The organism is Pseudoalteromonas sp. Scap25 (assembly GCF_013394125.1).
Taxonomy (GTDB): Bacteria; Pseudomonadota; Gammaproteobacteria; order Enterobacterales; family Alteromonadaceae; genus Pseudoalteromonas.
This window is the reverse complement of sequence record NZ_CP041327.1, coordinates 2,972,964-2,995,009: the sequence shown is the minus strand read 5'-3', so window position 1 is coordinate 2,995,009 and position 22,046 is coordinate 2,972,964. Positions and strand designations below refer to the sequence as shown.

Below are 22,046 nucleotides of genomic sequence, written 5' to 3'. Positions count from 1 at the left end.
TTATCTCATGTTATCACTAAGAATAATATTTTGTTCTAGCATGGTTTGAACTCGCATATCTTTTACTTCTGGCATATCGGTGGCGATAGTGGGCGCAAAACCAAGAACACTATTTATTGAGCTTGGGGCAGGGCAACTGCCGTTTTCTCTATAGCTCAGCGCTGTACTTAATAAGCTTTCACTAGCATCACCTAAGCGCTTAGTAAAATCATCGGCAACAGCACACCCAGCAATGCGAACCGGTTGTCGTACGTCATCAATGGTATTTTGCGGTGCAAAGCCATCTGAATATTCACCAAAACCTTTGTTATTTTCGCCAGTAAATTGAATAGTAAAATAAGTGGTGTCGCAGTTGTCGGTAGGGTAAAAACCATACGGTTTACCACAGGTGCCTGCGCCTATCTGAATAATTTCAACATCTGCTCCGCGCAGCCCGTTAATGATAGCCTCACTAGCCGAGCAGGTACTGCTGGTGGTAAGTACAAATACCCGTTCTAAGTTTAAGGTGGGTAACGGCGTGCCCGCTACAATTGCAGGATTATTTTCAAAGCCGACAAAACGATTTGTAAAAGGCATCGGCGTCAGTGCTTGGCCTGTGACGGGGTTGGTATTAGGGTATTTATCATTAAATATGGTCCGTTCAAATATTTTACCTTGCGTGTTACTGCCCCCCACCATGTAGCCTACTTGGCTAGCCATTTGTAATAACCCACCCCCGTTATAGCGCACGTCAATGACTAAATCTTTAATGCTACTGGCAGCGAGTTGGTTAAAGGCGTTGTAAAGCTGTGTTTCGGCTATGGCGTTGTGGCTATTAAATTGAAAATAACCAACATCACCAGCGACTAAATCGGTACGAACATTCATTACTGGTTGCGATTCGATGTTTTGAGACGTGAGTGTCACTGTGCGGTTTTCATTAGTGCTGATATCCCTAAATACAAATTCGGTAACTTTACCGGTTTGCTCGGGGAATAAACCTGCATTAATAATACCTACCTCGCTCGATGAGGTGGTGTTAATAAAATCAACGCCATCAACTTCTAAAAGCTCAAAACCACGAATAATATTTTGATTACTAGCTGGGGTATTTGGTTCGGTGTAGCTAACAACTGCTTGGCGTGGCGCGCTACCTGCAATTATTTTTATATTAAAGCCATAACCAAAGCTTAGGCCGGATTGATTTTGTCTTTGCCACTCATCGGTCGGCAAACTAAAGTGAAAGTTATCTTTTTTCGCACCTGAATCAGTCAGTTGCTCCGTTTTTAAAGTATTAAAGTAATCAATAACCCCTGACGTTAATGCAGGGTTGGTATCAATAATTTCGTCATACCATAGGTAGGTTTCGTTACTCCAAGAGCGTAGCCAGTTTTTTTCACTAATTGCTTGGCATTGACCTTTAAATTGCCCTGAACTGGCAAATACACCTGGAGTCCAGCCGCTATTATTAGTTGTTGGGTTGGTCGCATTGTCGCTACCTCCACCGCCACAACCTGTTAATACAGCGGCTAGCGAGCAAGAGAGTAATGTGTATTTAAGAGAAGATGGATTAAAAATGGCCATACGCATGCTCGTTTTTTAAACTGTTGAGCTAAATATAGCGGTTTTCATTTAGAGTTGATAGAGGCTTGCAGCATTTTTGTAACTCAAATATTGCCATGTAAGACCGTCGCTACACAGGCTGCGATAATGTTGCCATAACTCGTTGTAGTTAATATTAATTTGGCACAGGGGGAAGTTGCTAGCAAAGATCACTCTTTGCATACCAAAATGCTTTAAAATATGTTTAAAACATTGGTTTTGCTGCTCGCTATTAAGCATTAGTAATTCAAAACCTGAAAACTTAATCGCAACATTAGGCTGTTTTGCAAGTAGTTCAATTGCAGTTGACCAGTTAGCAAGGTTGTGTGCAAGCCCTGCGTGATTAATGATTATTTGTAAGTCACTAACTTGGTTGGCATAAGAAATGAGCCGCTCGGTGATGTTGAGGTTTTCTACTTCAAATTGGGCTTCAAAATGCAGCTTTAAATGGCTCAAGTGCCGCAGGTTATCGAGACAATGAGGGCTCAATAAGCGCTCGGCATCATGACCTTCAGTGATATCTCTAATGCCTACAAGAGAGTGATGTTCTAGCTGCTGAAGTGCTAGTTTAAATGCGTTATTTGGCTGGTTAATTGTTGCAAAGCTAATTGCTTTATAAGGTATAGTTTTAATATGTCTGGCTAACCAGTTTAATTCTTTAACAGGCTGGTTATTATTAAAGCCTGCCTCTATGTGCACTAAACCTGCGAGTTCAAAGTTAGTACTTTTGATCAGTTCAGCAGCGCTGATGGGCTGCTTTATTTTATCTAAGTTAGACCAAGCTGGTGGGTTCGCACCTTGTAGCCAAGTGTATTGACCCTCCAGCAAATTAAAAAAGTGCAGATGCGGGTCAATAATTTTAGTGCTCATTGTGCTGTGTAGCCGCCATCAATACGTTGTAAGCTACCAGTAATAAAGCTGGCATCTGCACTTAATAAAAAGCTTACCAGTGCAGCAACTTCATCGGCTTGACCTAAACGGTTGAGTGGTTGTAATGCGGCTTCTTCTGCAACAATATCGGCTTTGTTAGCACCACTTCTTTTACAATATGCATCAATTGCATTATGAAATAACGGCGTTTCTATAGTGCCAGGGCACACTGCATTAGCGCGAATATTAAAACTTGCGTAATCTAAGGCGGTGGTTTTAGCCATCGAAGCCAATGCATGTTTAGTCAGGTTATAAGCAAATGAGTTTTGTTTGCCAATAATGGCTTGGTCTGAGGCAATTAACACAATAGCGCCATCTTGTTGTACTTTCATAGCTGGTAATACGCTTTGTATAGCCGCGTACGCACCTTTAACATTCAGTGCCATTAACGCATCGAATGTCGCTTCATCGGTTTGCTCAATTGTGGCACTTAGGTGCTTGCCAGCATTTGAAACAAGTACATCAATGCGTTGTGTTTTTTCAATAATAGCTTGTATGCACTGGCGTACGGCGGTTACATTACTAACATCACATTGATGAAAAACACCACTCTCACTGGGCTCAATATCTAAGTTATGAACCTGATAGCCGTTAGTTAATAATCGCTGTACCACAGCAAAGCCAATGCCTTTAGAGCCACCGGTTACTATTGCAACTTTTGACATACATGTTCCTTTAATTAGCAATTAATGTGCGTGGCCGCAACCACCTTCAGCATGAACATGGCCATGAGAGATTTCTTCGCTTGTTGCTTCACGAACGGATACAATCTCAACATCAAAGGTCAGTGTTTTACCAGCAAATGGGTGGTTTAAATCACAATCAGCATTAAAGCGGCCTACTTTTACGATAGTCACTTGATGGCGACCCTGATTTGATTGCACCATTGCAGTCATACCTGGCTTCCACACTTTTACATCGCCTTGTAAATGCTTAAGCGGAATGCGCTGAATTAAATCATCAACACGCTCGCCGTATGATTCACTTGGAGATAACGTTACGCTAAATTTATCACCAGCAGTTTTACCTTCAAGTGCGGTTTCTAAACCGGGTAGCATGCCTTCGCTGCCGTGAATGTAACTTAATGGCGCGTCGTTAAGGCTACTTTCTATTTGCTCACCGGCTTCGCTAAGGGTGTAATGAAATTCAACGGCCGAATTTTTACTGATTTGCATGCATGTCTCTTTAAGATTTAAATAAATTAAAAAGCAATTTTACGCGAAATACTGCGCTTTAGAAACTTAACGGGGATGATTTAATGTATTTTGTAAGTCGAGTAACAGATCTTTTTTAGCCGGTGTGGTTTTAGGTGTCGCAGCTTGGGGTATAAATAAAACTAACTGAGTCCCAGGCTTTAATACGCTAGATGCTGATAACTTATTCCAACGTGCTAAATCGCTATGAGCAACGCCATACAACTGACTTATATTCCACAGGTTATCACCGGGCTTAACGTGGTAATCTACCTCGATGGTTGGAATGACGGTCTCTTTTTGTTCCAAGTAAGGGCTTATTTTATAGTTAATAGTGAGTGATTCAGGTAACGTTTGAGGCTCTCCTAAAATAAGTTTTTCGCCAACACCAATAAAGTTATTTTGCTTATTATTGAGCTGTTTTAGTGTCTTTAAAGGCAAGCCAAAATGCCTAGCAATACCGTATAGTGTGTCATTTTTTTTGACTATGTATTCGCCTGCAAAATTGGCTTTAAAAAAACGGTTTTTTAGTAAAGCTTGTTGCTCAATAGGAAGCAACAAAGTATGCGGGCCATGGGGGGAACTTTGGTTTTTTAAATAACCTCGATTGAGGGCATGTAGTTGCTTTACACCCATGCCAGAGAGCTTGGCCATAATTGAAAAGTCGAACTGTTTTGCCACATTTAACGAGGTGGTCAGTGCTTTGTAAGGAAGCTTTGGCCGTTTAAACTTTGCTTTAGGGTGCTTTACTAAATAGCTTAGTGCTAACAGTTTTGGTACATAGTCAGCGGTTTCTTTTGGTAGGGTTAATGCCCAAAAATCAGTTGATTTACCTCTTTTTTTATTGCGCTTTATAGCGCGTTTAACTCGGCCTTCACCGGTGTTATAGGCCGCAAGTGCATGCAACCAATTACCATCAAAACGTTTATGTAAATAGCTTAAGTAATCTAGTGCTGCATCGGTTGAGGCCAACACATCTTGGCGTCCGTCGTACCATTGATCTGATTTAACCCCGAAATGATGTGCAGTTGCTGCAACCAGTTGCCACACACCCACAGCATGTTCACTTGAGCGGGCGGTAGGCCTAAAGCCACTTTCTACAAATGGCAGTAATGCCAGTTCCATGGGGAGTTGCTTTTGCTCTACTTTTTTTACTATATGGTATAAAAAAGGCTCTGCACGGCGAGACACTATTCTTAAATAATTCGGTTGTTTTAAATACCAGTTAATGCGTTTTTTTAACGCTTGATTTTGCTCAACCGGTAAATGTAAGTTATCAGCAATATGTGCCCATAAGTCAGTCGGTTGAGTCGCTTTAAGGGCTTTGGGTATTGTTTTTTTATTAATAACTTTGTTGGTGTTTGTAGAGGTCGGCATGATTGATTGTACGGCTTTTTGCTCTACAGGTGCAGAAACTGCAGGCGCAATGATCTCTGGCTGTGTGGTTTTACAGCTACATAGCAATACAATGGCAAAGCATAAGATCAAGTGACGCATTTTGTTCCTTTTTAAAAAATATATTTCCATATTTTAACACAATCCATTGTGTTCAGTTATTGACTGTTTTTAGCGCGAAGTAATCCCGATTGCAAAAATAAGTGAGTTGATTTTATATCAAGTGAGTCTTGTTGGTAAGGTTTTAGTACTTCACTTGGGAATTTTTTTTGTAATTGCTCAATACTGGCTTCAGGGTTGTTTTTAACCTGCTCCGTAATTGCTTCTAAAAACGTGAGTGACTGTTTTAATTTAACTTTATCGACTAAATTGCCATGGCCAGGAACAAAAAGTGACAGCGAATTATTATTTATATATTTTTTTAATAAACTTTGCCATTGTTTAAGCTCGCCATGCCCAGGGTAGGGAAGCCAGTCAATGATATCTCCACCTATTAAGGTTTTACCCTTGTCAGCAAGTAATGTTAAATCGCCATTAGTATGTGCCTGATGCGGGTTGATAGTTAATACATAATTTCCTAAATCTAATGTTTTAGGCTCACTAATACTCATTTTTGGTGGTGTTAGTTGATAATTCTGCCAGCGAAATAAGCGTGTTTTAGCACGAGTGAGCTTTTCTCGCCATTGAGCTTGCTCAGCATCGGGTAAGGTGGCTAATCGCTGATAGCTCAGCTCAATGCTTTTTTCGAACCCCTCTAGCTTATCTGTTAATGCTTGCTGATAACGCGAAAAGTCGTTAGCGACTTGTTGGTGAGAAATCAGTTTTGCGTCTGGGAAGTAATGCTGCATAACCGCCATGCCCAGTAAGTGATCGTCATGAAAATGAGTGGCAACTAAGTAACATAAAGGCGTCTTTAGCTGTTGTTTTAGTTTGGTAACCAGTTGTTCTACTGCTGCAAAGTTACCACTGGCATCTACCAGTAAGGCACACTCACTGCCCTGAATTAACACTTGGTTAGAGTCGTAAAAACGTAATCTATCTGGCTGCTTGATAAATTGAATATTAGCCGATAACGATTGCCACTCAACTGCTGCATTGCTTTTTGCATGTATAAATAGGCAGATTAAAAGCAGTAAGCACTTACCTATTTTTTGAGCTTTAGTTAAAAGTGGTTGCATCTTTTTCTCTAGCTATATTTTGACGGTAAAAACAATAAAAGCGCAAAATGCGCTTTTATTTAGTGTGTTCAGAGTTTGAGCTTAAGTATTGACTCAACTTATCAATCAATTGATCTTGATGCTCAAGCTCAACTGATTTTTGAGTTTTTGCTTCAAGCAATTCGTGGCTTAAATTCAAAGCAGCCATAAGTAATGCTTTTTGATCGTTTCTGACTGTTGAACGTTGTTTCATTTGTTCAACTAAATCATTCAGATTTTTGGCGGCCGCTTTTAGTGCCTCTTCTTGCCCAGCCGGACAAGCAAATTGCTGCTCTTTACCAAGCAATTCAACAGTGACTCGCTGGTTTTGCAGCTCAGACATTAGCTTGCCTGTTGTGCGCTTTGTAATTTATCTAATAATGATGACAAGGTGGTGCTTGCATCTTTTTGTTTTTCTTCATTTTCAAGGGCCTCTAACTGTAATAACTCATTTTCATCAAGCAGTTTACTGTTTTGCTCTTTAAGCTCTGTAATATCAGTTTGCAACTGATTATTACGGGTAATTAGTTGGTCGATCAGTTGTTCGAGTTGTTGAAGAGTATTGTTGTTCATAAATGCGCTCATATAACTGTAATTAATGTCATGCAAATGTAAAGCAAAGTGTGTTTATTTGCCAGCATTTACGCTGGTTTTAGGTGATTTTTATTCTATGTTAAGGGATAATTCATGCTATTGGCTTTTTCATTCAGAAATGGTTCACGTAAACACCCGCTTTTGCTGTGACGATTGCCAAAGCAGTGTGCTTTATGGTTCACTAATTTTATTAAACAGCGTATGGCGAAAATAAATAATGCTTAGTTACAGACACTCCTTTCATGCGGGTAACCCTGCCGATGTACTTAAACATTTAGTGTTAGCGCAAGTGCTGGGTTATCAAACAATAAAAGATAAGCCGCTTGACTATATCGATACGCATTCGGGTGCTGGTTTTTTTGAGCTGTCAGCACCAGACGCGCAAAAAACCCAAGAGTACCAAGATGGCATAGAAAAACTTTGGCAACATACCAGTCAGCACGGTGCCTTAAATGACTACATTGAGTTAATAAAATCGTTTAATGAAAGTTCGTCTCTGGCGTTTTACCCAGGTTCACCAAAAATCGCCGAACACTTTTTGCGCCGCCAAGATAAGGGCTGGTTTTTTGAGTTGCATCCGCGAGATTTGGTATTACTTGAAGAAAACATGCAAGGTAAGCGCTCTATTCGAGTACGCGGCGAAAATGGGTTTGCGGGCTTAATTGGTTTATTACCGCCAGCTTCGCGCAGAGCCTGTGTGTTAATAGACCCACCTTATGAAATAAAAGACGATTACAATACGGTCGTACAAACCATTGTCAAAGCCCACCAACGCTTTGCGACGGGTACATATATGATCTGGTATCCGGTTGTAGACAGAGAACGTATTGATAATATGGAGCAGGGTTTAATTGACGCGGGAATTAAAAATATTCAATTATTTGAATTAGGTACTGAAGCAGATACCGAAGTACATGGTATGACCGCCTCTGGAATGATAGTGATAAATCCACCATGGAAACTGAAACAAACTATGGATGATGTGTTACCTGAACTAGTAAGCTTGTTGAGTAAGCCAAGTGGTTTTTACCGTAGCGAGCAGTTAGTCGCCGAATAAAAATAAATAAGCCCAGTTTAACTGGGCTTATTTATTTGCTTAGATGTGGGGTATTGTTACGTTCTTAATCAAAAGTAAACAGCGTTAAAGGTAGCAAGTTGGCTGCCTGCCTCATTTTGTAATACTAATTTTTCACCATTAATTTGCCATTGCGTTGCTGCCTGAAGCACAGCCGCCATCGCGCTTTCTTGTTCCATATTGTCATGACACATTTTTTGCGTGGTAGCTAACTGCGTAAAAGTCACTGCTTGCTTCGATACTTCATAACCGCCATTAAAGTTATTACATCCTAAAAAGCCGTATACAGTTTTGTCACTATTAAACTGAATAAATGGCTCTTTGGTATTTACTACAACAGGGTTGCCGTCGATTGAAACTGCTTTGAAGTAGGTGTTTACTAAGTCAACGTCTGGCTTTGGCGCTACTTTTGAAACAATAATCTCTAAAGGCTCTGATGAGGCCGTATTATCAAAAGGCGGGTTACTCGTTGTGCTGGTGTATAGCAAGTTTCCTTGATTATTAATGGTTGCACGCACGCTATAGCGGTGAGTTGGGTCAATCTTTTCAAGGTTATACTCAAGCTCTACTTTATAAGGCGGTGCGCCTACTAAATCAATTACCTGCTCAGAGATAACCGTTGCTGCCACATCCATTTTTGACACATCAACCAAGGTAACGGTTAGCTGTGAATTAGGCGCAATTAGGCTGCGATCTAAGTAACTAACTTGCACAGGTAAGGTGGTCATTGTTTGCGCCACAGCACTATTTTGCTGCGCTGCGTCATCGTTACATGCGCTCAGCATAAGTGTGCCACTTGCTAGAAAACACAAGCCTGCAATCGACTTTAACATTGAATTAGGCTTAGATGAGAACATAAGAGTTCCTTGATGGAGTATGGTATAAGGTCGCTAGCATACGGTTGAATTGCTTAATCATTGCTTAACTAGCAAATAAAGAAAGTCGAGATATAAAAAAAGGCGCTAGGCGCCTTGATTTATTACTTATTTTTTTACGTATTTAGTTAAAATTACAATACGCTGTCCATCAACACGTCCTTCAATATGTTCAGGGTTGCTGGTTAAGCCAATATTGCGCACGGCTGTACCGCGCTTTGCTGTTAAGCTGCTACCTTTCACATCTAAATCTTTTATTAACGTGACGGTGTCGCCAGCTTGTAGTACTACACCATTGCTATCAATGTGTTTAATATCATCATCTTCAGCAAGCGCTTGCTGCGCCCATGTTAATGTGTCTTCTTCAAGGTAAATCATATCTAGCGCGTCTTGTGCCCAGCCGTTATCAGCTGCTAACTGAGTCAGCATGCGATAAGCAACAACTTGTACCGCAGGTGTTTGACTCCACATACTGTCATTTAAGCAATGCCAATGGGTCGGGGTTAAATCGCTATTGCCTTCAATTTGATCTTTACATGTTTGACAGATGTAGATGCATTTATCTGAATGAGCTTCGGTAACAGGAGGAACTTCGTATACAGTTAGGTCGTCTGTTGCTGCGCAGAGTTCACATTGGTTACTGCTACGTTCTATTAAGGCTTGTTCAATGCTCATATAAGGGACTCTTTCTTGTGAGTTTATAAAAAATTAATAATCGCATTATACCTTATAACCATAACCTTTGGGTATGCTTAGAGCAGTTGTAAACTCAAAAACCCTATAAAAAATGAGGATACTAATAATTCTGCTCTAGGGTTATAAATTTAGTCTTATTTGTTTGTTTTTAATCTAATTAAAATTGCAGCAAGTCTTTAAAGTTTCACTATACTGGTTAAATAATAAAAAATAATGATGACATCACTGTTAAGTAGGAAGGTTAATGCCAAATAATCTAGAGGTAAAAAATTCATCTATTTTGGTTACTCAATATATTGCTAGGCAACCAATTTTTGACGGTGATAAAAGTATTTTTGCTTATGAATTGCTCTATCGAGATTCAGTTAATAATGCTTTTCCTGTAGGAACAACTGACGGGCAAGCCACTGGGCGACTTTTTTTTAATGCGTTAATGCTGGTTGGCATAGAAAAGCTAACGCTCAATCAAACTGCGTTTATTAATTTATCGAGCGAGGGGCTTTTAGAGGATTTGCCTAAATTATTACAGCCTGATAATACTGTAATTGAAATTGTTGAGCGTACTGAAAATATAGAGCTTGTTGTTGAGAGAGTGATAGAGTTAAAAAAAGCAGGATATGTATTTGCGTTAGATGACTACGACTCACATGAAAAATGGCAACCATTACTCAGTTTGGTTGATTATATTAAGCTTGAAGTTGAAGAGCCTGTAATAAAAACCAGCATGTTGCTGAAAAAGCTCAAACGCAATTTTCCTAATATTAAAATAGTGGTTGAGCGAATTGAAACCTATGATGAATTTAGGCAGCTTAAAGAGGCTGGATGCGATTATTTTCAAGGGTTCTTTTTTGCACATCCAGAAATGTTAAGTTACAACAGTATCGAACCTCTAAAAATGGCTGTTTTAGACTTACTGCGTTGCACATCCCGCACAGATTTAGACTTTAATGAAATTAATCAACGCATTTCTAAAGATGTCGGTTTGACTGCACGCGTCCTAAAACTAGTGAATGCTCGCTCTGCTAATAAAAATTTAGTGATAACGTCTATTCCTCAGGCGGTTGTGTATTTAGGGGAAGATTCTATTAGAAAGTTTGTACGAGTATTGGCGCTAAGCGAGCTTGGCTCAGACAAGCCCAGTGAACTTACTCGTTTAGGCTTATGTCGAGCGCAGTTCATGCAAATAATTTTAGAACCAGGCGGAAAAGTCATTGCAGAACAAGGTTATTTAGTCGGCTTAATGTCGGTGCTTGATGCTATTTTAGATATGGAGCTGGAAGCTATTGCTAAAGAGTTTAGTTTAGGGGCTGAGTTATCCGGTGCACTATTAAGTTTTGAAGGCATGATGGGTAATTCTTTACATTTAATAAAAGCGGTAGAGGAAGATAATTGGCAATTGGCTAAAAAGTTGTTAGAAACTATTCGCCCAGCCTCGAATATTGAGACCGTATTTAGCGCCATGTTGGATGCACGCCAGTATGCGGATGAACTATTGGCCACTATTATTGAGCAAGACTAACGTATAACGTTTGGGTATGATTGGCACATATTGATTTTACTTAGTATTACACCATGCGTTTATTTTTACCTATTACCACTATTTTAATTGCCTTAGCTTTATTAATTCCCGGGGTGACTCAGCCCGTACTGAGTATGGAAGGTAAAATTGATAAGTCTAAACTTGCTGAGGCGGGCATCGAAATGTTGGCAGATGAAGGGAATCAAAACACCCGTAATATGCTAATGATGATCTCGAGTATGTTGGGGTTAGATAAACTTGAAGGCGAGATCAGCGCTTATCAAAAAACGCGCAGTATTTGGGGCACCGTTAACGAACTGGCCGATAACAAAAACTACTTAGTGGCGATACTAGTGGCGTTTTTTTCAATGGTAATCCCAACAATTAAGCTGCTGCTTCAATTGTTGTATTGTGTGCTGAAGGAGACTTCGTTTAAGCACAATCTTGGTAAGGTGATTATCGGTTTAAGTAAATGGAGTATGGTGGATGTGTTTGTTATTGCATTAATAGTGGCTTACATGGCTGGTAATGCAAACGCGAACTCAGAAGATTTACTTAATATGCATGCTGAGTTTGGTACTGGCTTTTGGTATTTTACCGGCTATTGCTTGTTCGCCATTGCGGCCAGTAGCTTCATAAAACCAGTAGTAAAAACCAGTTAATTATTGAGTTTTAAACACAGTTCCCATAAACTTTAAACGTCTATTTATTTTTAGGTTAATTCATTGCAACGTATTTACTGTATTTTACTCACGCTAACTTTGTTACTCACCTTTGTGGGTCAAGCCGTTGCGTCTGTATCTATGGTATGTGATATGCCGCATACGAACATGGCAACCCATGCATCGATGCAGCATAGTGAGATGGCTATGAGTGACGACGCTGATACAACAACCCTGTCTATGGATTGCTGTAGTGAGCAAAGCACGTTAACCCAAGATTGCAGTTGCCCGATGAGTGCTTGTAGTTCGCATTCAGCCTTGCATGTAAACTCACTATTTATAGCCTCCAAATTACCCTCTGAAAAAGTGCAACATGCTGTAATACAGCATCAAGTTAACTTTGCACGTTCTCTTTACCGTCCTCCTATGCCTGCATAATCGCAGGGTAGGTGTATTTAAAATCTAGTTATTTAGCTTTTTGTCATCTATCTGCTTATAAATTTAATCGTTTTCATTCGTTATTTTTAAATTTAAGTGGAGCAAGTGATGAATCACTTCGCAGTATTAAAATCCTTGTGTATAAGTAGCTTGTTGAGTATTAGTGTCTCTGTACACAGTGCTGAACTAGGTTTAAATGAGGCAATAAACTATGCCTTAAACCATGAGCCTTGGCTTAAAGCCAGTAAGCAAAAACAATCATCAATTGAAGCAAAAAGTATTGCCGCAGGAACCTTACCTGATCCAGTGCTTACATTAGGGTTAATGAACCTACCAACTAATGGTTTTGCTTTTGATCAAGAAAATATGACCCAATTTAAAGTGGGAATTAGCCAATCACTGAGTCGAGGCGATAGCCTAGCACTTCAACAAAAGGCTCTTTCTCAGTCAGCTGCAGCAGAGCCTTGGCTGCGCAAAGATAGACTCGCGCAAGTAAAAACCATAGTTACTGAGTCATGGTTTAATGCTTATAGAGCGCAGCGAAGCATTGCACTAATTGAGCAAGATAAAGCCTTGTTTACTCAGCTCATTGATATTACAGAATCAAGCTATGTAAGCTCGGTGGGTAAAACACGCCAACAAGATATTATTCGAGCGCAATTAGAGTTAACCCTCCTTGAAGATAAATTAATGCAACTGGAGCAACAGCTACAAGGAGCTAAAAAGCGGCTAACACAATGGTTGCCTATCGATATGCTTAGCCAGCCTGTCAGTGATGACTTTTCAGAGCTTACAGCATTAAAAAACTACACCGAGTTAGAGTATCAACAACTGATGGCCATGCTATTAAAGCACCCTGCAATTATGGCAATGGATAATGCAATAGTGGCAAAGCAAACTCAAATAAGTGTGGCTGAGCAAGGCTATAAACCTCAAATTGGCGTTAATATGGGGTACGGTTACCGCGATGATATGCCAATGGGCGGCTCGCGAGCAGACCTTTTCTCTGTGGGTATAAGCATTGATTTGCCGCTGTTTACCGATAACCGCCAAGATCAACTTGTAAATGCTGCCATTGCTGATAGCGAAGAGGCTAAAACACAAAAATTAATTGCCCTTAAAAAGCTACAAGGAATGTATTTTAAGGAAGTTAGCCAGTTAGCAAGGCTTCATCAGCGCGCCGAGCTTTATCAAACCAAGCTGCTACCGCAAATGGCCGAGCAGGCCCAAGCGACCCTGAATGCCTATACCCGCGATGATGGTAACTTCTCAGATGTAATGCAAGCGCGTATTAGTCAATTAAATGCCAAGATAGACGCACTAAATATTCATGTTGATCAAAAGATTATTATTGCAAGGTTAAATTATTATGCCAGTGCTGATGATATCAGCTTAAAAAACACACCACTGCAGGAGTCGACCTATGAATACTAATTTAAAATTATCACTGGTGGCTATATGCAGTGCGGCATTAACTGCGGGGGTTTTATTAAGCTTACCTAGTGAGCACTCTATGCCAACTGACAGTAAAGCCAGTAGCAAAAAAGAGCCGCTTTATTGGGTGGCTCCTATGGATAGTAATTATCGCCGTGACGAACCTGGTTTATCGCCCATGGGCATGGATTTAGTGCCTGTTTACGAAGAGCCAGACAGTGGCGCAAATGAAGGGCCTGGCAGTATTAAAATTTCACCCACTGTGATTAATAATCTAGGTGTGCGCACAGCGCCTGTTGCGTTTGCAGCACTTGAAAATGAAGTTAACACCGTAGGTTATGTGCAATACAACCAAGACCAGCTAATTCATATTCATCCGCGCGTAGAGGGATGGGTCGAAACCTTATACGTTAAAGCCGCGGGCGATCAGGTTAAACAAGATGAGCCACTTTATACCTTATATTCACCACAGCTAGTGAATGCACAAGAAGAGTTTGTGTTAGCGTTAAAGCGCAATAATCCGGTGTTAATTCGTGCCGCTAAAGCCCGTTTAAAATCACTCAATGTGTCTGATGGCTTTATTTCACGTCTGCAAAAAGGTCAGCAAGTACTGCAAAACATAACGTTTTATGCCCGCCAAGGTGGTGTTGTTGATGAGCTTAATATTCGTGAAGGATTTTATGTTAAACCTGATACCTCAATGATGAGTATTGCTCAGCTTGATGAAGTATGGGTTGAGGCTGAGGTATTTGAGCGCCAAGCAGAACTTATTCGTGTTGGTTTGCCTGTAACCATGACACTCGATTATTTAAGTGGCCAACGCTGGCAAGGGCAAGTGGATTATATTTACCCTACCTTAGATGCTAAAAATCGTACTTTAAGAGTACGTTTGCGCTTTGATAACCAAGGCCATCAGTTAAAGCCTAATATGTTTGCTCAAGTCAGTATTCATAGTCAAGTAGCTGAAAAACAGTTAATCGTACCTAAAGAAGCTGTTATTCGCACTGGTAGCCAAAACCGTGTTGTAGTTGCACTTGGGGAAGGTCGTTTTAAATCGGTCGAGGTAACTTTAGGGCGAAGTGATGCGGCTAATACCGAAATTTTATCAGGTGTTATGGCAGGCGATGAAGTGGTTACTTCAGCACAGTTTTTAATTGATTCAGAGTCGAGTAAAAACTCTGACTTTAAACGTATGCAAGCAGTTTCGCATAACAGTATGCAAATGAGTGATGCCAACCCAAATACGGCAACTGTGAATGGAGTAATTAATAGTATTGATGCTAATAATCGTATTGTGAATATCAGCCGTGAGGCAATTGAAAAGTGGGGCCGAGGACCTGCAACAATGGACTTTATACTAGCAAAAAATGTAATGACTGAGATGCTCAAGCCTAACGATGAAGTTACTTTTACCTTTAGCATTGAGCAAGGTGAATTTGTGATTCATACAATAACGCCTGTGCATGCTACGCACAGTCAGCATCACTAGGAGTGGTTATGATTACTGCAATTATTCGCTGGTCTGTTGTTAACCGTTTTTTTGTTTTGTTACTAACCGCAATACTGATTGGTGGTGGCTTGTATGCTGTAAAAAATACGCCTGTAGATGCCTTACCCGATTTATCAGATGTACAGGTTATTGTTAAAACCTCTTATCCTGGGCAAGCGCCGCAAGTAGTGCAAGATCAGGTTACATTTCCTATAACCACGGCAATGCTATCGGTACCTGGGGCGCAAACAGTACGCGGTTTTTCTTTCTTTGGCGACTCCTACGTGTACGTTATTTTTGACGAAGACACTGATTTATACTGGGCACGAAGTCGTGTTCAGGAATATCTAAGTCAAGTATCTGCCCGTTTGCCTAGTACGGCAATTGCAGAGCTTGGCCCCGATGCCACCGGCGTTGGCTGGGTGTATTTATATGCACTCACTGATACCACCGGTAAGCATGGCATCAGCCAATTACGCAGTTTACAAGATTGGTTTTTAAAATTTGAACTGCAAACTGTACCTGGTGTGTCCGAAGTGGCATCGGTAGGCGGCATGGTTAAACAATACCAAGTAAACGTTCAGCCCGATAAGCTTCGTGCTTATGGTATTCCGCTAAGCCTTATTCAAACTGCCATTAAGCAAGGTAATCAAGAAATGGGTGCATCGGTAGTTGAGATGGCAGAAGCTGAATACATGGTCACCAGTACTGGCTACGTAAAAAGTGTTGCTGATTTAGAAGCCATTCCTTTAGGTATAAACGCTAACGGTACTGCGCTACAGTTACGTGATGTTGCTAATGTGCGTTTAGGTCCGCAAATGCGCCGCGGTGTTGCCGAGCTTAATGGCGAAGGCGAGGTGGCAGGTGGCGTAGTGGTTATGCGCTTTGGTGAAAACGCGCAAAAAACCATAGAGCTCGTTAAAGCTAAATTAGAGTCACTTAAAAAAGGGCTACCAGAGGGGGTTGAAATTGTACCTGTGTACGACCGCTCTCATTTAATAAAAGACGCAGTTGATAACCTCACCTCTAAATTAATGGAAGAGCTTATTGTAGTGGCTTTAGTGTGTGTGGTGTTTTTATTTCATGTACGCTCATCTTTGGTGGCTATTATTACCTTACCGTTAGGCATACTCACCGCTTTTATTATTATGTACTGGCAGGGAATTAACGCCAATATCATGTCATTAGGCGGGATTGCTATTGCGATTGGTGCTATGACTGATGGTGCGATTGTGATGATTGAAAACATGCACAAGCATATGGAGAAAAAACCGCTAACAGATGAAAACCGTTGGCAAGTGGTGATTGACTCTGCCAGTGAAGTTGGGCCTGCGTTATTTTTTAGCTTATTAATCATTACCGTGAGCTTTATGCCGGTATTTATTTTAGAAGCTCAGGAAGGGCGAATGTTTGCGCCATTAGCGTACACAAAAACCTATGCAATGGCAGCTTCTGCTGGATTAGCAATTACCTTAGTACCCGTGCTGATGGGTTATTTCATTCGGGGTAAGGTGATCTCTGAAAATAAAAATCCAGTTAACCGTTTACTGGTAAATAGTTATAAGCCGCTGTTAAATCTAGTATTAAAATTTCCGAAAAGTACCTTGCTGATTGCGCTAGTTATTACTTTAATGGGCTTTTATCCGATAAATAAAATAGGCAGTGAATTTATTCCACCTCTTGATGAGGGGGATCTAATGTATATGCCGACTACTTATCCAGGAATTTCAATAGGTAAGGCGCGCGAGCTATTGCAGCAAACCGATAAATTGATTGCCACTGTGCCCGAGGTGAAAACCGTATTTGGTAAAATTGGACGAGCGGAAACGGCAACCGATCCGGCACCGCTGACCATGATTGAAACCTTTATACAGTTTAAGCCTAAGGATCAGTGGCGCGAAGGCATGACCACTGAAAAGCTCAAACAAGAGCTGGATGCTTTAGTTAAGTTTCCTGGGCTGACGAACGCTTGGGTAATGCCAATTAAAACACGGATAGATATGCTGGCTACAGGGATTAAAACCCCTGTGGGTATAAAAGTCGCGGGCCCTAATTTGAATGAAATTCAAAAAATAGGTCAACAAATAGAGGTATTACTTAAAGATCTTCCCGGTACGGCGTCTGTTTACTCAGAGCGTGTAGCGGGTGGGCGTTATATTAAGGTAGATATTAACCGTGAAAAAGCAGCGCGCTACAGTTTAAATATTGCTGATGTGCAACAAGTAGTCGCAACCGCAATTGGTGGCATGAACGTGACTGAAACGGTTGAGGGTCAAGAGCGCTACCCTGTAAATCTTCGTTATCCGCAAGCGTACCGTGACTCCCCTGAAGAACTGATGCTTTTACCTATTGTTACTCCAACGGGTCAACGTATCGCACTTGCTGATGTGGCGGATGTATTTATTAGTGATGGCCCGCCTGGGATAAAAAGTGAAAATGCCCGTTTAAATGGTTGGAGCTTTATTGATATTAAAGATACAGATATTGGTAGCTATGTAGCAAATGCTCAGCAGTTACTAAACGAGCAGCTAATTTTACCTGCTGGATACTCTATAACTTGGGCTGGGCAATACGAATATATGGAGCGTGCCAAAGCCAAACTGAGTTATGTGTTGCCGCTGACCTTAGCCATTATTGTAGTATTGCTTTACCTTAACTTTAGAAGTTTCACCGAGGTATTTATTATTATGGCGACTTTACCACTGGCGATGATAGGAGGTATCTGGCTAATGTACTTAGAAGGCTTTAATTTCTCTGTTGCTGTAGGAGTCGGCTTTATTGCCCTTGCTGGGGTGGCCGTAGAAATAGGCGTTATAATGTTGGTTTATTTAAACCAAGCCTATAAAGCGCAGGTAGAGGCTGCTTCTAAAATGGGTAAAAGCTTGAGTACAGAGCAGCTTAAACAGGTGATACTAGAAGGTGCGGGTCTACGAGTACGTCCGGTAATGATGACAGTGGCAACCATAGTTATTGGCTTATTACCGGTGCTTTATGGTACAGGCACGGGCAGTGAAGTAATGAGTCGAATAGCCGCTCCTATGGTCGGCGGTATGTTTAGCGCCATTGTTTTAACATTGCTGGTATTGCCTGCTGTGTATTTATTGTGGCGAAAGCGCAACCTATAATATTTACACTGATTATGTAACTTGTACTGAAAATATCAGTACAAGTTAGGCAATCTTTTCTTTATCTACTGATTTTATTGCATTTCTTATTGGCATGATTCACGCATCTATTTAATCAATAGTTTTAAAAAGTAAGGAACGCACATGCAAGTTAAAACAATTCAAGAAGTGTTCGATTGGACCGTTCAGTTTCATACACAAATGGCGGCTAATTTTTTTAGCGTAAGGGATTTACTTGGAGAGCATAACAAACAGTTAATTGATTATTGTGTTGAGTATGAAAAAAAACTTGCTGAGGATTTAATCGGGTTTAAAGCAATCACTGAAATAAATACTTTAGATACATACTGTTATGAATATTTTTCAGAGCACTCAGAAATCATTAGCTTTACTGATTTAGATCGCAGTAATGAGCTAGATGAAATAGCGATTCAAGAGTATTTATCTCAGCAGCATCAAAAAGTATTAAATGCATATAGTTATTTGGCAGATAAAGCGCAGTCACCAGAGGCTCAAGAAAAGCTAGAGGAGATCTTACAGCTCGAAGAGCAAGGTCTGAAGCAGATGATGCAAAGTATTAACCGTCATGTAGATATGTAGCACTGGGTGTTATGCATAAAAAAGGCGCTATAATTAGCGCCTTTTTCGTGTTCATACTAGTAGGGCTGATTTAGCTTTGCTCTACATCCACTACTAAGTCACTTGTAATTGACTCAAGTGCATTAATAACTTCTTCTTTATTTAATCCGTTAGGTAGGCTCACGGTGGCAACGGCACTAAATATTGGCACTCCCCAATTTGGCGCACTTTGCTGCCTAGAGTTTAAGTTTGTAATATTCGCGCCTTTATGGCGAATAACACTTGCTAGCTCTTGCACTATACCAGGGCGATCGTTACCAGTGATCACAAAATTAAGCTGCTCAAGCTCTACTGGCTCAATTTCAATGTTGCCCTTTTCAATGCGAACATCTAACTTAGGAAGCCCATTGAGCGCATTTTGAAATGTCTGTAAATGTTCTTCAGCCACTTCAACCTGTATAATGCCTGCAAAGTGACCGAGTAAGTGACTCAAGTTACTACTTAACCAATTGCCGTGGTTTTCTAATATAACCGATGAAATACTTTCTACTAAACCGGGGCGATCTTCCCCTAAAATAGTTATTACCAACTGCTTCATAATAGTTCTCTTTTTAAGCCCAAATGAAAAAATAAATGCATAGGCATTAAGTGATGCGATCTAATGTATTTGATTCTAAATGTATGTAAAAGCTAACCACAAAAGGATTGTTACATCTTAGGAGGTTACTTTATTATTGTTATATTAGATGCCCATTGAGTATTGTCTTGGATAAATAGTTTGTCCAATTAATAATTGATTTAGTTCATTAATAACGCAAAAATAAATATAACCACTAAAATAAATAATTCTTTAGTATTATTTGAAGTTGTAATTTTGCCTACAACCTGCTCAAAAAGCTGTAAATTTAATCTGCAAAGATGAACAGACTCTCTATAAGTAAAGAATTATTACGACTGTAACATTACTGTCACTTTGATGAAATATAATGCGCCCAACGTTAAGATATAAGGGTGTTTTGATGACTTCAAATCCGAATAAACCGACTTTTAATACGGATCGAAGCCGTCTATTTAAAGACCGGTTTGCTAAGTTTGGTATAACCGCAGGCGGTATAATGGTATTAATAGCGCTGCTATTGATCTTCTTTTACCTTCTTTATGTAGTGCAGCCCATTTTCGAGTCAGCCAAAGTTGAAAAGCGCGCTAGCTTTAATGTTGCTAATGCTGAGCAAATAGTAGGGCTTGGTGTCGAGGAGCAAACTGAGGTTGCATATTTACTTGATGATCAAGGTCAAGTTAACTTCTACAGTGTTGATAAAGCACAGTTTGGTAAAAAACTAAAAACACTTAATGCCACTTTATCCGCGCGGGTAAGCAGTTTTGCAAACAGTGCTCCTTTTCAAGGGCATTATGCGTATGGTTTAGAAAATGGCACCGTAACTATTGTCGCGCCTAAGTTTTTAGTCACCTTCCCTAATAATGAGCGTAAGCTAACTCCGCGTTTAGGTTATCCACTAGGAGAAATGGCACTCGAAGTTGATGAGCAAGGTACAGCTATTAAGCGTTTTGCCTTTAGCCATTATGAAGACAAAACAGCCGTTGTGGCACTTACTGCCGATAAACGTGTGGTATTTAGTAGCTTTGTAGCCGAAGAAAATATGTTTACCGGTGAAGTTGAATGGCAAGTGGAACGCACCGAGCTTAACGTTGATGGTCGCGTAGATGAGCTATTAATGTCGCCAGATACCACCCGCACATTTGTTCGTTCTGCCAATCAAATTTACGTATTCGATACCCGCTACCCAAGTGAAGTTGAGCAAATTCAATTATTATCTGCCAATGAAGAAAACGCGAATATAGTGTCATCGCAACTATTGGCTGGTGCAAACTCACTGATGTTGGCCAATGATAACGGTGAAATATCCCAGTGGTTTGAAATCAATACAGACTCAGGGCGTGAATTTCAAAAAATCCGTTCGTTTGAAACTACCAAACAAAGCAAGCTGAATATTTTTACTGAATTTTATCGTCGTACCTTTTTTACAACGGGTCAAAATGGTGAATTAGGGCTTTATTACACCACCAGTGAAGCAAAGTTATGGCAAGGTAAAGTCAGTGATGGTGAAATTGAACAGTTTGCTATTGCTCCGCGTTCAAATGCGGCGCTAATTTTAGCTGATAACAAGCTGACGGTTTTAGAAATTCATAACGAGCATCCAGAAGTAACGTGGTCAGCGCTTTGGCAAGAAGTATGGTACGAAGGCTACCCAGAGCCGGGTTATATTTGGCAATCTACTTCTGCCAGTGATGATTTTGAATCGAAGTTTTCACTAGTGCCAATTTCATTTGGTACTTTAAAAGCTGCTATGTACGCAATGTTATTTGCTGTACCTATTGCTATTTCAGCCGCTATTTATACTGCTTATTTTATGTCGAGCGAATTGCGCCGTGTGGTAAAGCCAACGGTTGAAATAATGGAAGCTCTGCCTACGGTAATACTCGGCTTTTTAGCTGGCTTGTGGTTAGCGCCTTTAATTGAAGAGCACTTGCCGGCTATTGTTGGTTTGCTGGTGTTACTGCCATTGGGTATTTTAGCAACCGCTTTAGGCTGGAATAAATTACCTGCGGTTATTCGCCATAAAATCCCTGAAGGCTCACATTCAATTTTATTAATACCAGTGGTGTTATTTATTGGTTGGTTGTCGTTTGCGATGAGCGAAAGTATTGAGTTATGGATGTTTGATGGCAATGTGCGTCAATACCTAACTAATGAATTAGGCATGACCTTCGATCAGCGTAATTCATTAGTAGTGGGTATCGCGATGGGCTTTGCGGTTATTCCCACTATTTTCTCAATTGCCGAAGATGCGGTATTTAGTGTGCCTAAACATTTATCAAATGGCTCGTTAGCATTAGGTGCTACGCAGTGGCAAACCCTAATTCGTGTGGTGTTATTAACCGCCAGCCCAGGTATTTTTTCTGCAGTAATGATGGGATTAGGCCGTGCCGTAGGCGAAACTATGATTGTACTTATGGCTACCGGTAATACCCCAATTATGGATTGGAGTATTTTCCAAGGCATGCGTACCTTAGCCGCTAATATCGCCGTCGAAATGCCTGAGTCGGAAGTAGGGAGTTCGCATTACCGAATTCTATTCTTAGCCGCCTTTGTATTATTCATATTCACCTTTATTTTCAACACAGTTGCTGAGTTTGTTCGTCAGCAGCTGCGTGAAAAATACAGCTCAATGTAAGTGGAGAAACA

General features: G+C 40.5%; 20 protein-coding genes. 9 read left to right on the top strand and 11 right to left on the bottom strand.

Going from position 1 to position 22,046, the window contains the following annotated elements:
- The 8 genes from FLM54_RS13810 to FLM54_RS13775 form a co-directional block, all read right to left on the bottom strand.
- The gene (locus tag FLM54_RS13810) at window positions 1-1,563 is read right to left on the bottom strand and encodes a S41 family peptidase (protein ID WP_178956669.1); all 1,563 of its coding nucleotides are present in this window, start codon (window positions 1,561-1,563) and stop codon (window positions 1-3) included.
- A gap of 48 nt (window positions 1,564-1,611) precedes the next feature.
- The gene (locus FLM54_RS13805) at window positions 1,612-2,451 is read right to left on the bottom strand and encodes an amidohydrolase (protein ID WP_178956668.1); all 840 of its coding nucleotides are present in this window, start codon (window positions 2,449-2,451) and stop codon (window positions 1,612-1,614) included.
- The gene (locus tag FLM54_RS13800; RefSeq protein WP_178956667.1) at window positions 2,448-3,176 is read right to left on the bottom strand and encodes an SDR family NAD(P)-dependent oxidoreductase; all 729 of its coding nucleotides are present in this window, start codon (window positions 3,174-3,176) and stop codon (window positions 2,448-2,450) included. Before FLM54_RS13800 ends, FLM54_RS13805 begins: the two co-directional genes overlap by 4 nt.
- 21 nt (window positions 3,177-3,197) lie before the next feature.
- Window positions 3,198-3,686 carry a peptidylprolyl isomerase gene (locus FLM54_RS13795; protein WP_138604950.1) on the bottom strand — a complete coding sequence of 163 codons (489 nt, stop codon included), beginning with the start codon at window positions 3,684-3,686 and terminating at the stop codon, window positions 3,198-3,200.
- Between the two features lie 66 nt (window positions 3,687-3,752).
- On the bottom strand, window positions 3,753-5,201 hold the full coding sequence (locus FLM54_RS13790; RefSeq protein ID WP_178956666.1) for a transglycosylase SLT domain-containing protein: 1,449 nt from the start codon (window positions 5,199-5,201) through the stop codon (window positions 3,753-3,755).
- Between the two features lie 56 nt (window positions 5,202-5,257).
- The gene (locus FLM54_RS13785; protein ID WP_178956665.1) at window positions 5,258-6,277 is read right to left on the bottom strand and encodes an MBL fold metallo-hydrolase; all 1,020 of its coding nucleotides are present in this window, start codon (window positions 6,275-6,277) and stop codon (window positions 5,258-5,260) included.
- A gap of 55 nt (window positions 6,278-6,332) precedes the next feature.
- Window positions 6,333-6,638, bottom strand: coding sequence for a cell division protein ZapA (locus tag FLM54_RS13780; protein ID WP_010391716.1), 306 nt, complete (start codon window positions 6,636-6,638; stop codon window positions 6,333-6,335).
- Complete coding sequence (locus tag FLM54_RS13775; protein ID WP_008113449.1) at window positions 6,638-6,868, bottom strand: hypothetical protein; 231 nt, start codon at window positions 6,866-6,868, stop codon at window positions 6,638-6,640. Before FLM54_RS13775 ends, FLM54_RS13780 begins: the two co-directional genes overlap by 1 nt.
- Window positions 6,869-7,106: 238 nt before the next feature.
- On the opposite strand from FLM54_RS13775, the gene FLM54_RS13770 reads away from it, so the two are divergent.
- Window positions 7,107-7,946 carry a 23S rRNA (adenine(2030)-N(6))-methyltransferase RlmJ gene (locus tag FLM54_RS13770; RefSeq protein ID WP_178956664.1) on the top strand — a complete coding sequence of 280 codons (840 nt, stop codon included), beginning with the start codon at window positions 7,107-7,109 and terminating at the stop codon, window positions 7,944-7,946.
- A 68-nt stretch (window positions 7,947-8,014) separates the two neighbouring features.
- Here the strand turns inward: FLM54_RS13770 and FLM54_RS13765 are convergent, their stop codons facing one another.
- Both FLM54_RS13765 and FLM54_RS13760 read right to left on the bottom strand, forming a co-directional pair.
- On the bottom strand, window positions 8,015-8,821 hold the full coding sequence (locus FLM54_RS13765; protein WP_178956663.1) for an META domain-containing protein: 807 nt from the start codon (window positions 8,819-8,821) through the stop codon (window positions 8,015-8,017).
- A 126-nt stretch (window positions 8,822-8,947) separates the two neighbouring features.
- Entirely contained in the window at window positions 8,948-9,514 is a 567-nt protein-coding gene (locus tag FLM54_RS13760) for a PhnA domain-containing protein (RefSeq protein ID WP_178956662.1), read from the bottom strand.
- 265 nt (window positions 9,515-9,779) lie between these two features.
- Here FLM54_RS13760 and FLM54_RS13755 point away from each other — a divergent pair, with 265 nt between their 5' ends.
- From FLM54_RS13755 to FLM54_RS13725, 7 genes are all read left to right on the top strand, one after another.
- A complete protein-coding gene (locus FLM54_RS13755; RefSeq protein WP_178956661.1) occupies window positions 9,780-11,054 on the top strand; it encodes an EAL and HDOD domain-containing protein in 1,275 nt (424 codons plus the stop codon).
- A 53-nt stretch (window positions 11,055-11,107) separates the two neighbouring features.
- Window positions 11,108-11,716, top strand: a complete 609-nt coding sequence (locus tag FLM54_RS13750; protein ID WP_010391723.1) for a paraquat-inducible protein A — start codon at window positions 11,108-11,110, stop codon at window positions 11,714-11,716.
- A 63-nt stretch (window positions 11,717-11,779) separates the two neighbouring features.
- Window positions 11,780-12,154, top strand: a complete 375-nt coding sequence (locus FLM54_RS13745; protein WP_178956660.1) for a hypothetical protein — start codon at window positions 11,780-11,782, stop codon at window positions 12,152-12,154.
- Between the two features lie 108 nt (window positions 12,155-12,262).
- The gene (locus tag FLM54_RS13740; protein WP_178956659.1) at window positions 12,263-13,588 is read left to right on the top strand and encodes a TolC family protein; all 1,326 of its coding nucleotides are present in this window, start codon (window positions 12,263-12,265) and stop codon (window positions 13,586-13,588) included.
- Window positions 13,578-15,077 (top strand): efflux RND transporter periplasmic adaptor subunit, encoded by a 1,500-nt coding sequence (locus FLM54_RS13735; RefSeq protein ID WP_178956658.1) that lies wholly within the window; start codon window positions 13,578-13,580, stop codon window positions 15,075-15,077. Before FLM54_RS13740 ends, FLM54_RS13735 begins: the two co-directional genes overlap by 11 nt.
- A gap of 8 nt (window positions 15,078-15,085) precedes the next feature.
- Window positions 15,086-18,202, top strand: a complete 3,117-nt coding sequence (locus tag FLM54_RS13730) for an efflux RND transporter permease subunit (RefSeq protein WP_178956657.1) — start codon at window positions 15,086-15,088, stop codon at window positions 18,200-18,202.
- A gap of 144 nt (window positions 18,203-18,346) precedes the next feature.
- Entirely contained in the window at window positions 18,347-18,802 is a 456-nt protein-coding gene (locus FLM54_RS13725) for a hypothetical protein (RefSeq protein ID WP_178956656.1), read from the top strand.
- A 70-nt stretch (window positions 18,803-18,872) separates the two neighbouring features.
- Here FLM54_RS13725 and FLM54_RS13720 read toward each other — a convergent pair whose 3' ends face one another.
- The gene (locus FLM54_RS13720; RefSeq protein WP_178956655.1) at window positions 18,873-19,379 is read right to left on the bottom strand and encodes a glycine cleavage system protein R; all 507 of its coding nucleotides are present in this window, start codon (window positions 19,377-19,379) and stop codon (window positions 18,873-18,875) included.
- A gap of 421 nt (window positions 19,380-19,800) precedes the next feature.
- Here FLM54_RS13720 and FLM54_RS13715 point away from each other — a divergent pair, with 421 nt between their 5' ends.
- Entirely contained in the window at window positions 19,801-22,035 is a 2,235-nt protein-coding gene (locus FLM54_RS13715; protein ID WP_178956654.1) for an ABC transporter permease subunit, read from the top strand.
- The last annotated feature ends 11 nt before the right edge of the window (window positions 22,036-22,046 follow it).

Coding starts and splice junctions, on each gene's coding strand:
- FLM54_RS13810 (WP_178956669.1), bottom strand. CDS start 1,563: ATGGCCATTTTTAATCCATCTTCTCTTAAATACACATTACTCTCTTGC.
- FLM54_RS13805 (WP_178956668.1), bottom strand. CDS start 2,451: ATGAGCACTAAAATTATTGACCCGCATCTGCACTTTTTTAATTTGCTG.
- FLM54_RS13800 (WP_178956667.1), bottom strand. CDS start 3,176: ATGTCAAAAGTTGCAATAGTAACCGGTGGCTCTAAAGGCATTGGCTTT.
- FLM54_RS13795 (WP_138604950.1), bottom strand. CDS start 3,686: ATGCAAATCAGTAAAAATTCGGCCGTTGAATTTCATTACACCCTTAGC.
- FLM54_RS13790 (WP_178956666.1), bottom strand. CDS start 5,201: ATGCGTCACTTGATCTTATGCTTTGCCATTGTATTGCTATGTAGCTGT.
- FLM54_RS13785 (WP_178956665.1), bottom strand. CDS start 6,277: ATGCAACCACTTTTAACTAAAGCTCAAAAAATAGGTAAGTGCTTACTG.
- FLM54_RS13780 (WP_010391716.1), bottom strand. CDS start 6,638: ATGTCTGAGCTGCAAAACCAGCGAGTCACTGTTGAATTGCTTGGTAAA.
- FLM54_RS13775 (WP_008113449.1), bottom strand. CDS start 6,868: ATGAACAACAATACTCTTCAACAACTCGAACAACTGATCGACCAACTA.
- FLM54_RS13770 (WP_178956664.1), top strand. CDS start 7,107: ATGCTTAGTTACAGACACTCCTTTCATGCGGGTAACCCTGCCGATGTA.
- FLM54_RS13765 (WP_178956663.1), bottom strand. CDS start 8,821: ATGTTCTCATCTAAGCCTAATTCAATGTTAAAGTCGATTGCAGGCTTG.
- FLM54_RS13760 (WP_178956662.1), bottom strand. CDS start 9,514: ATGAGCATTGAACAAGCCTTAATAGAACGTAGCAGTAACCAATGTGAA.
- FLM54_RS13755 (WP_178956661.1), top strand. CDS start 9,780: ATGCCAAATAATCTAGAGGTAAAAAATTCATCTATTTTGGTTACTCAA.
- FLM54_RS13750 (WP_010391723.1), top strand. CDS start 11,108: ATGCGTTTATTTTTACCTATTACCACTATTTTAATTGCCTTAGCTTTA.
- FLM54_RS13740 (WP_178956659.1), top strand. CDS start 12,263: ATGAATCACTTCGCAGTATTAAAATCCTTGTGTATAAGTAGCTTGTTG.
- FLM54_RS13735 (WP_178956658.1), top strand. CDS start 13,578: ATGAATACTAATTTAAAATTATCACTGGTGGCTATATGCAGTGCGGCA.
- FLM54_RS13730 (WP_178956657.1), top strand. CDS start 15,086: ATGATTACTGCAATTATTCGCTGGTCTGTTGTTAACCGTTTTTTTGTT.
- FLM54_RS13725 (WP_178956656.1), top strand. CDS start 18,347: ATGCAAGTTAAAACAATTCAAGAAGTGTTCGATTGGACCGTTCAGTTT.
- FLM54_RS13720 (WP_178956655.1), bottom strand. CDS start 19,379: ATGAAGCAGTTGGTAATAACTATTTTAGGGGAAGATCGCCCCGGTTTA.
- FLM54_RS13715 (WP_178956654.1), top strand. CDS start 19,801: ATGACTTCAAATCCGAATAAACCGACTTTTAATACGGATCGAAGCCGT.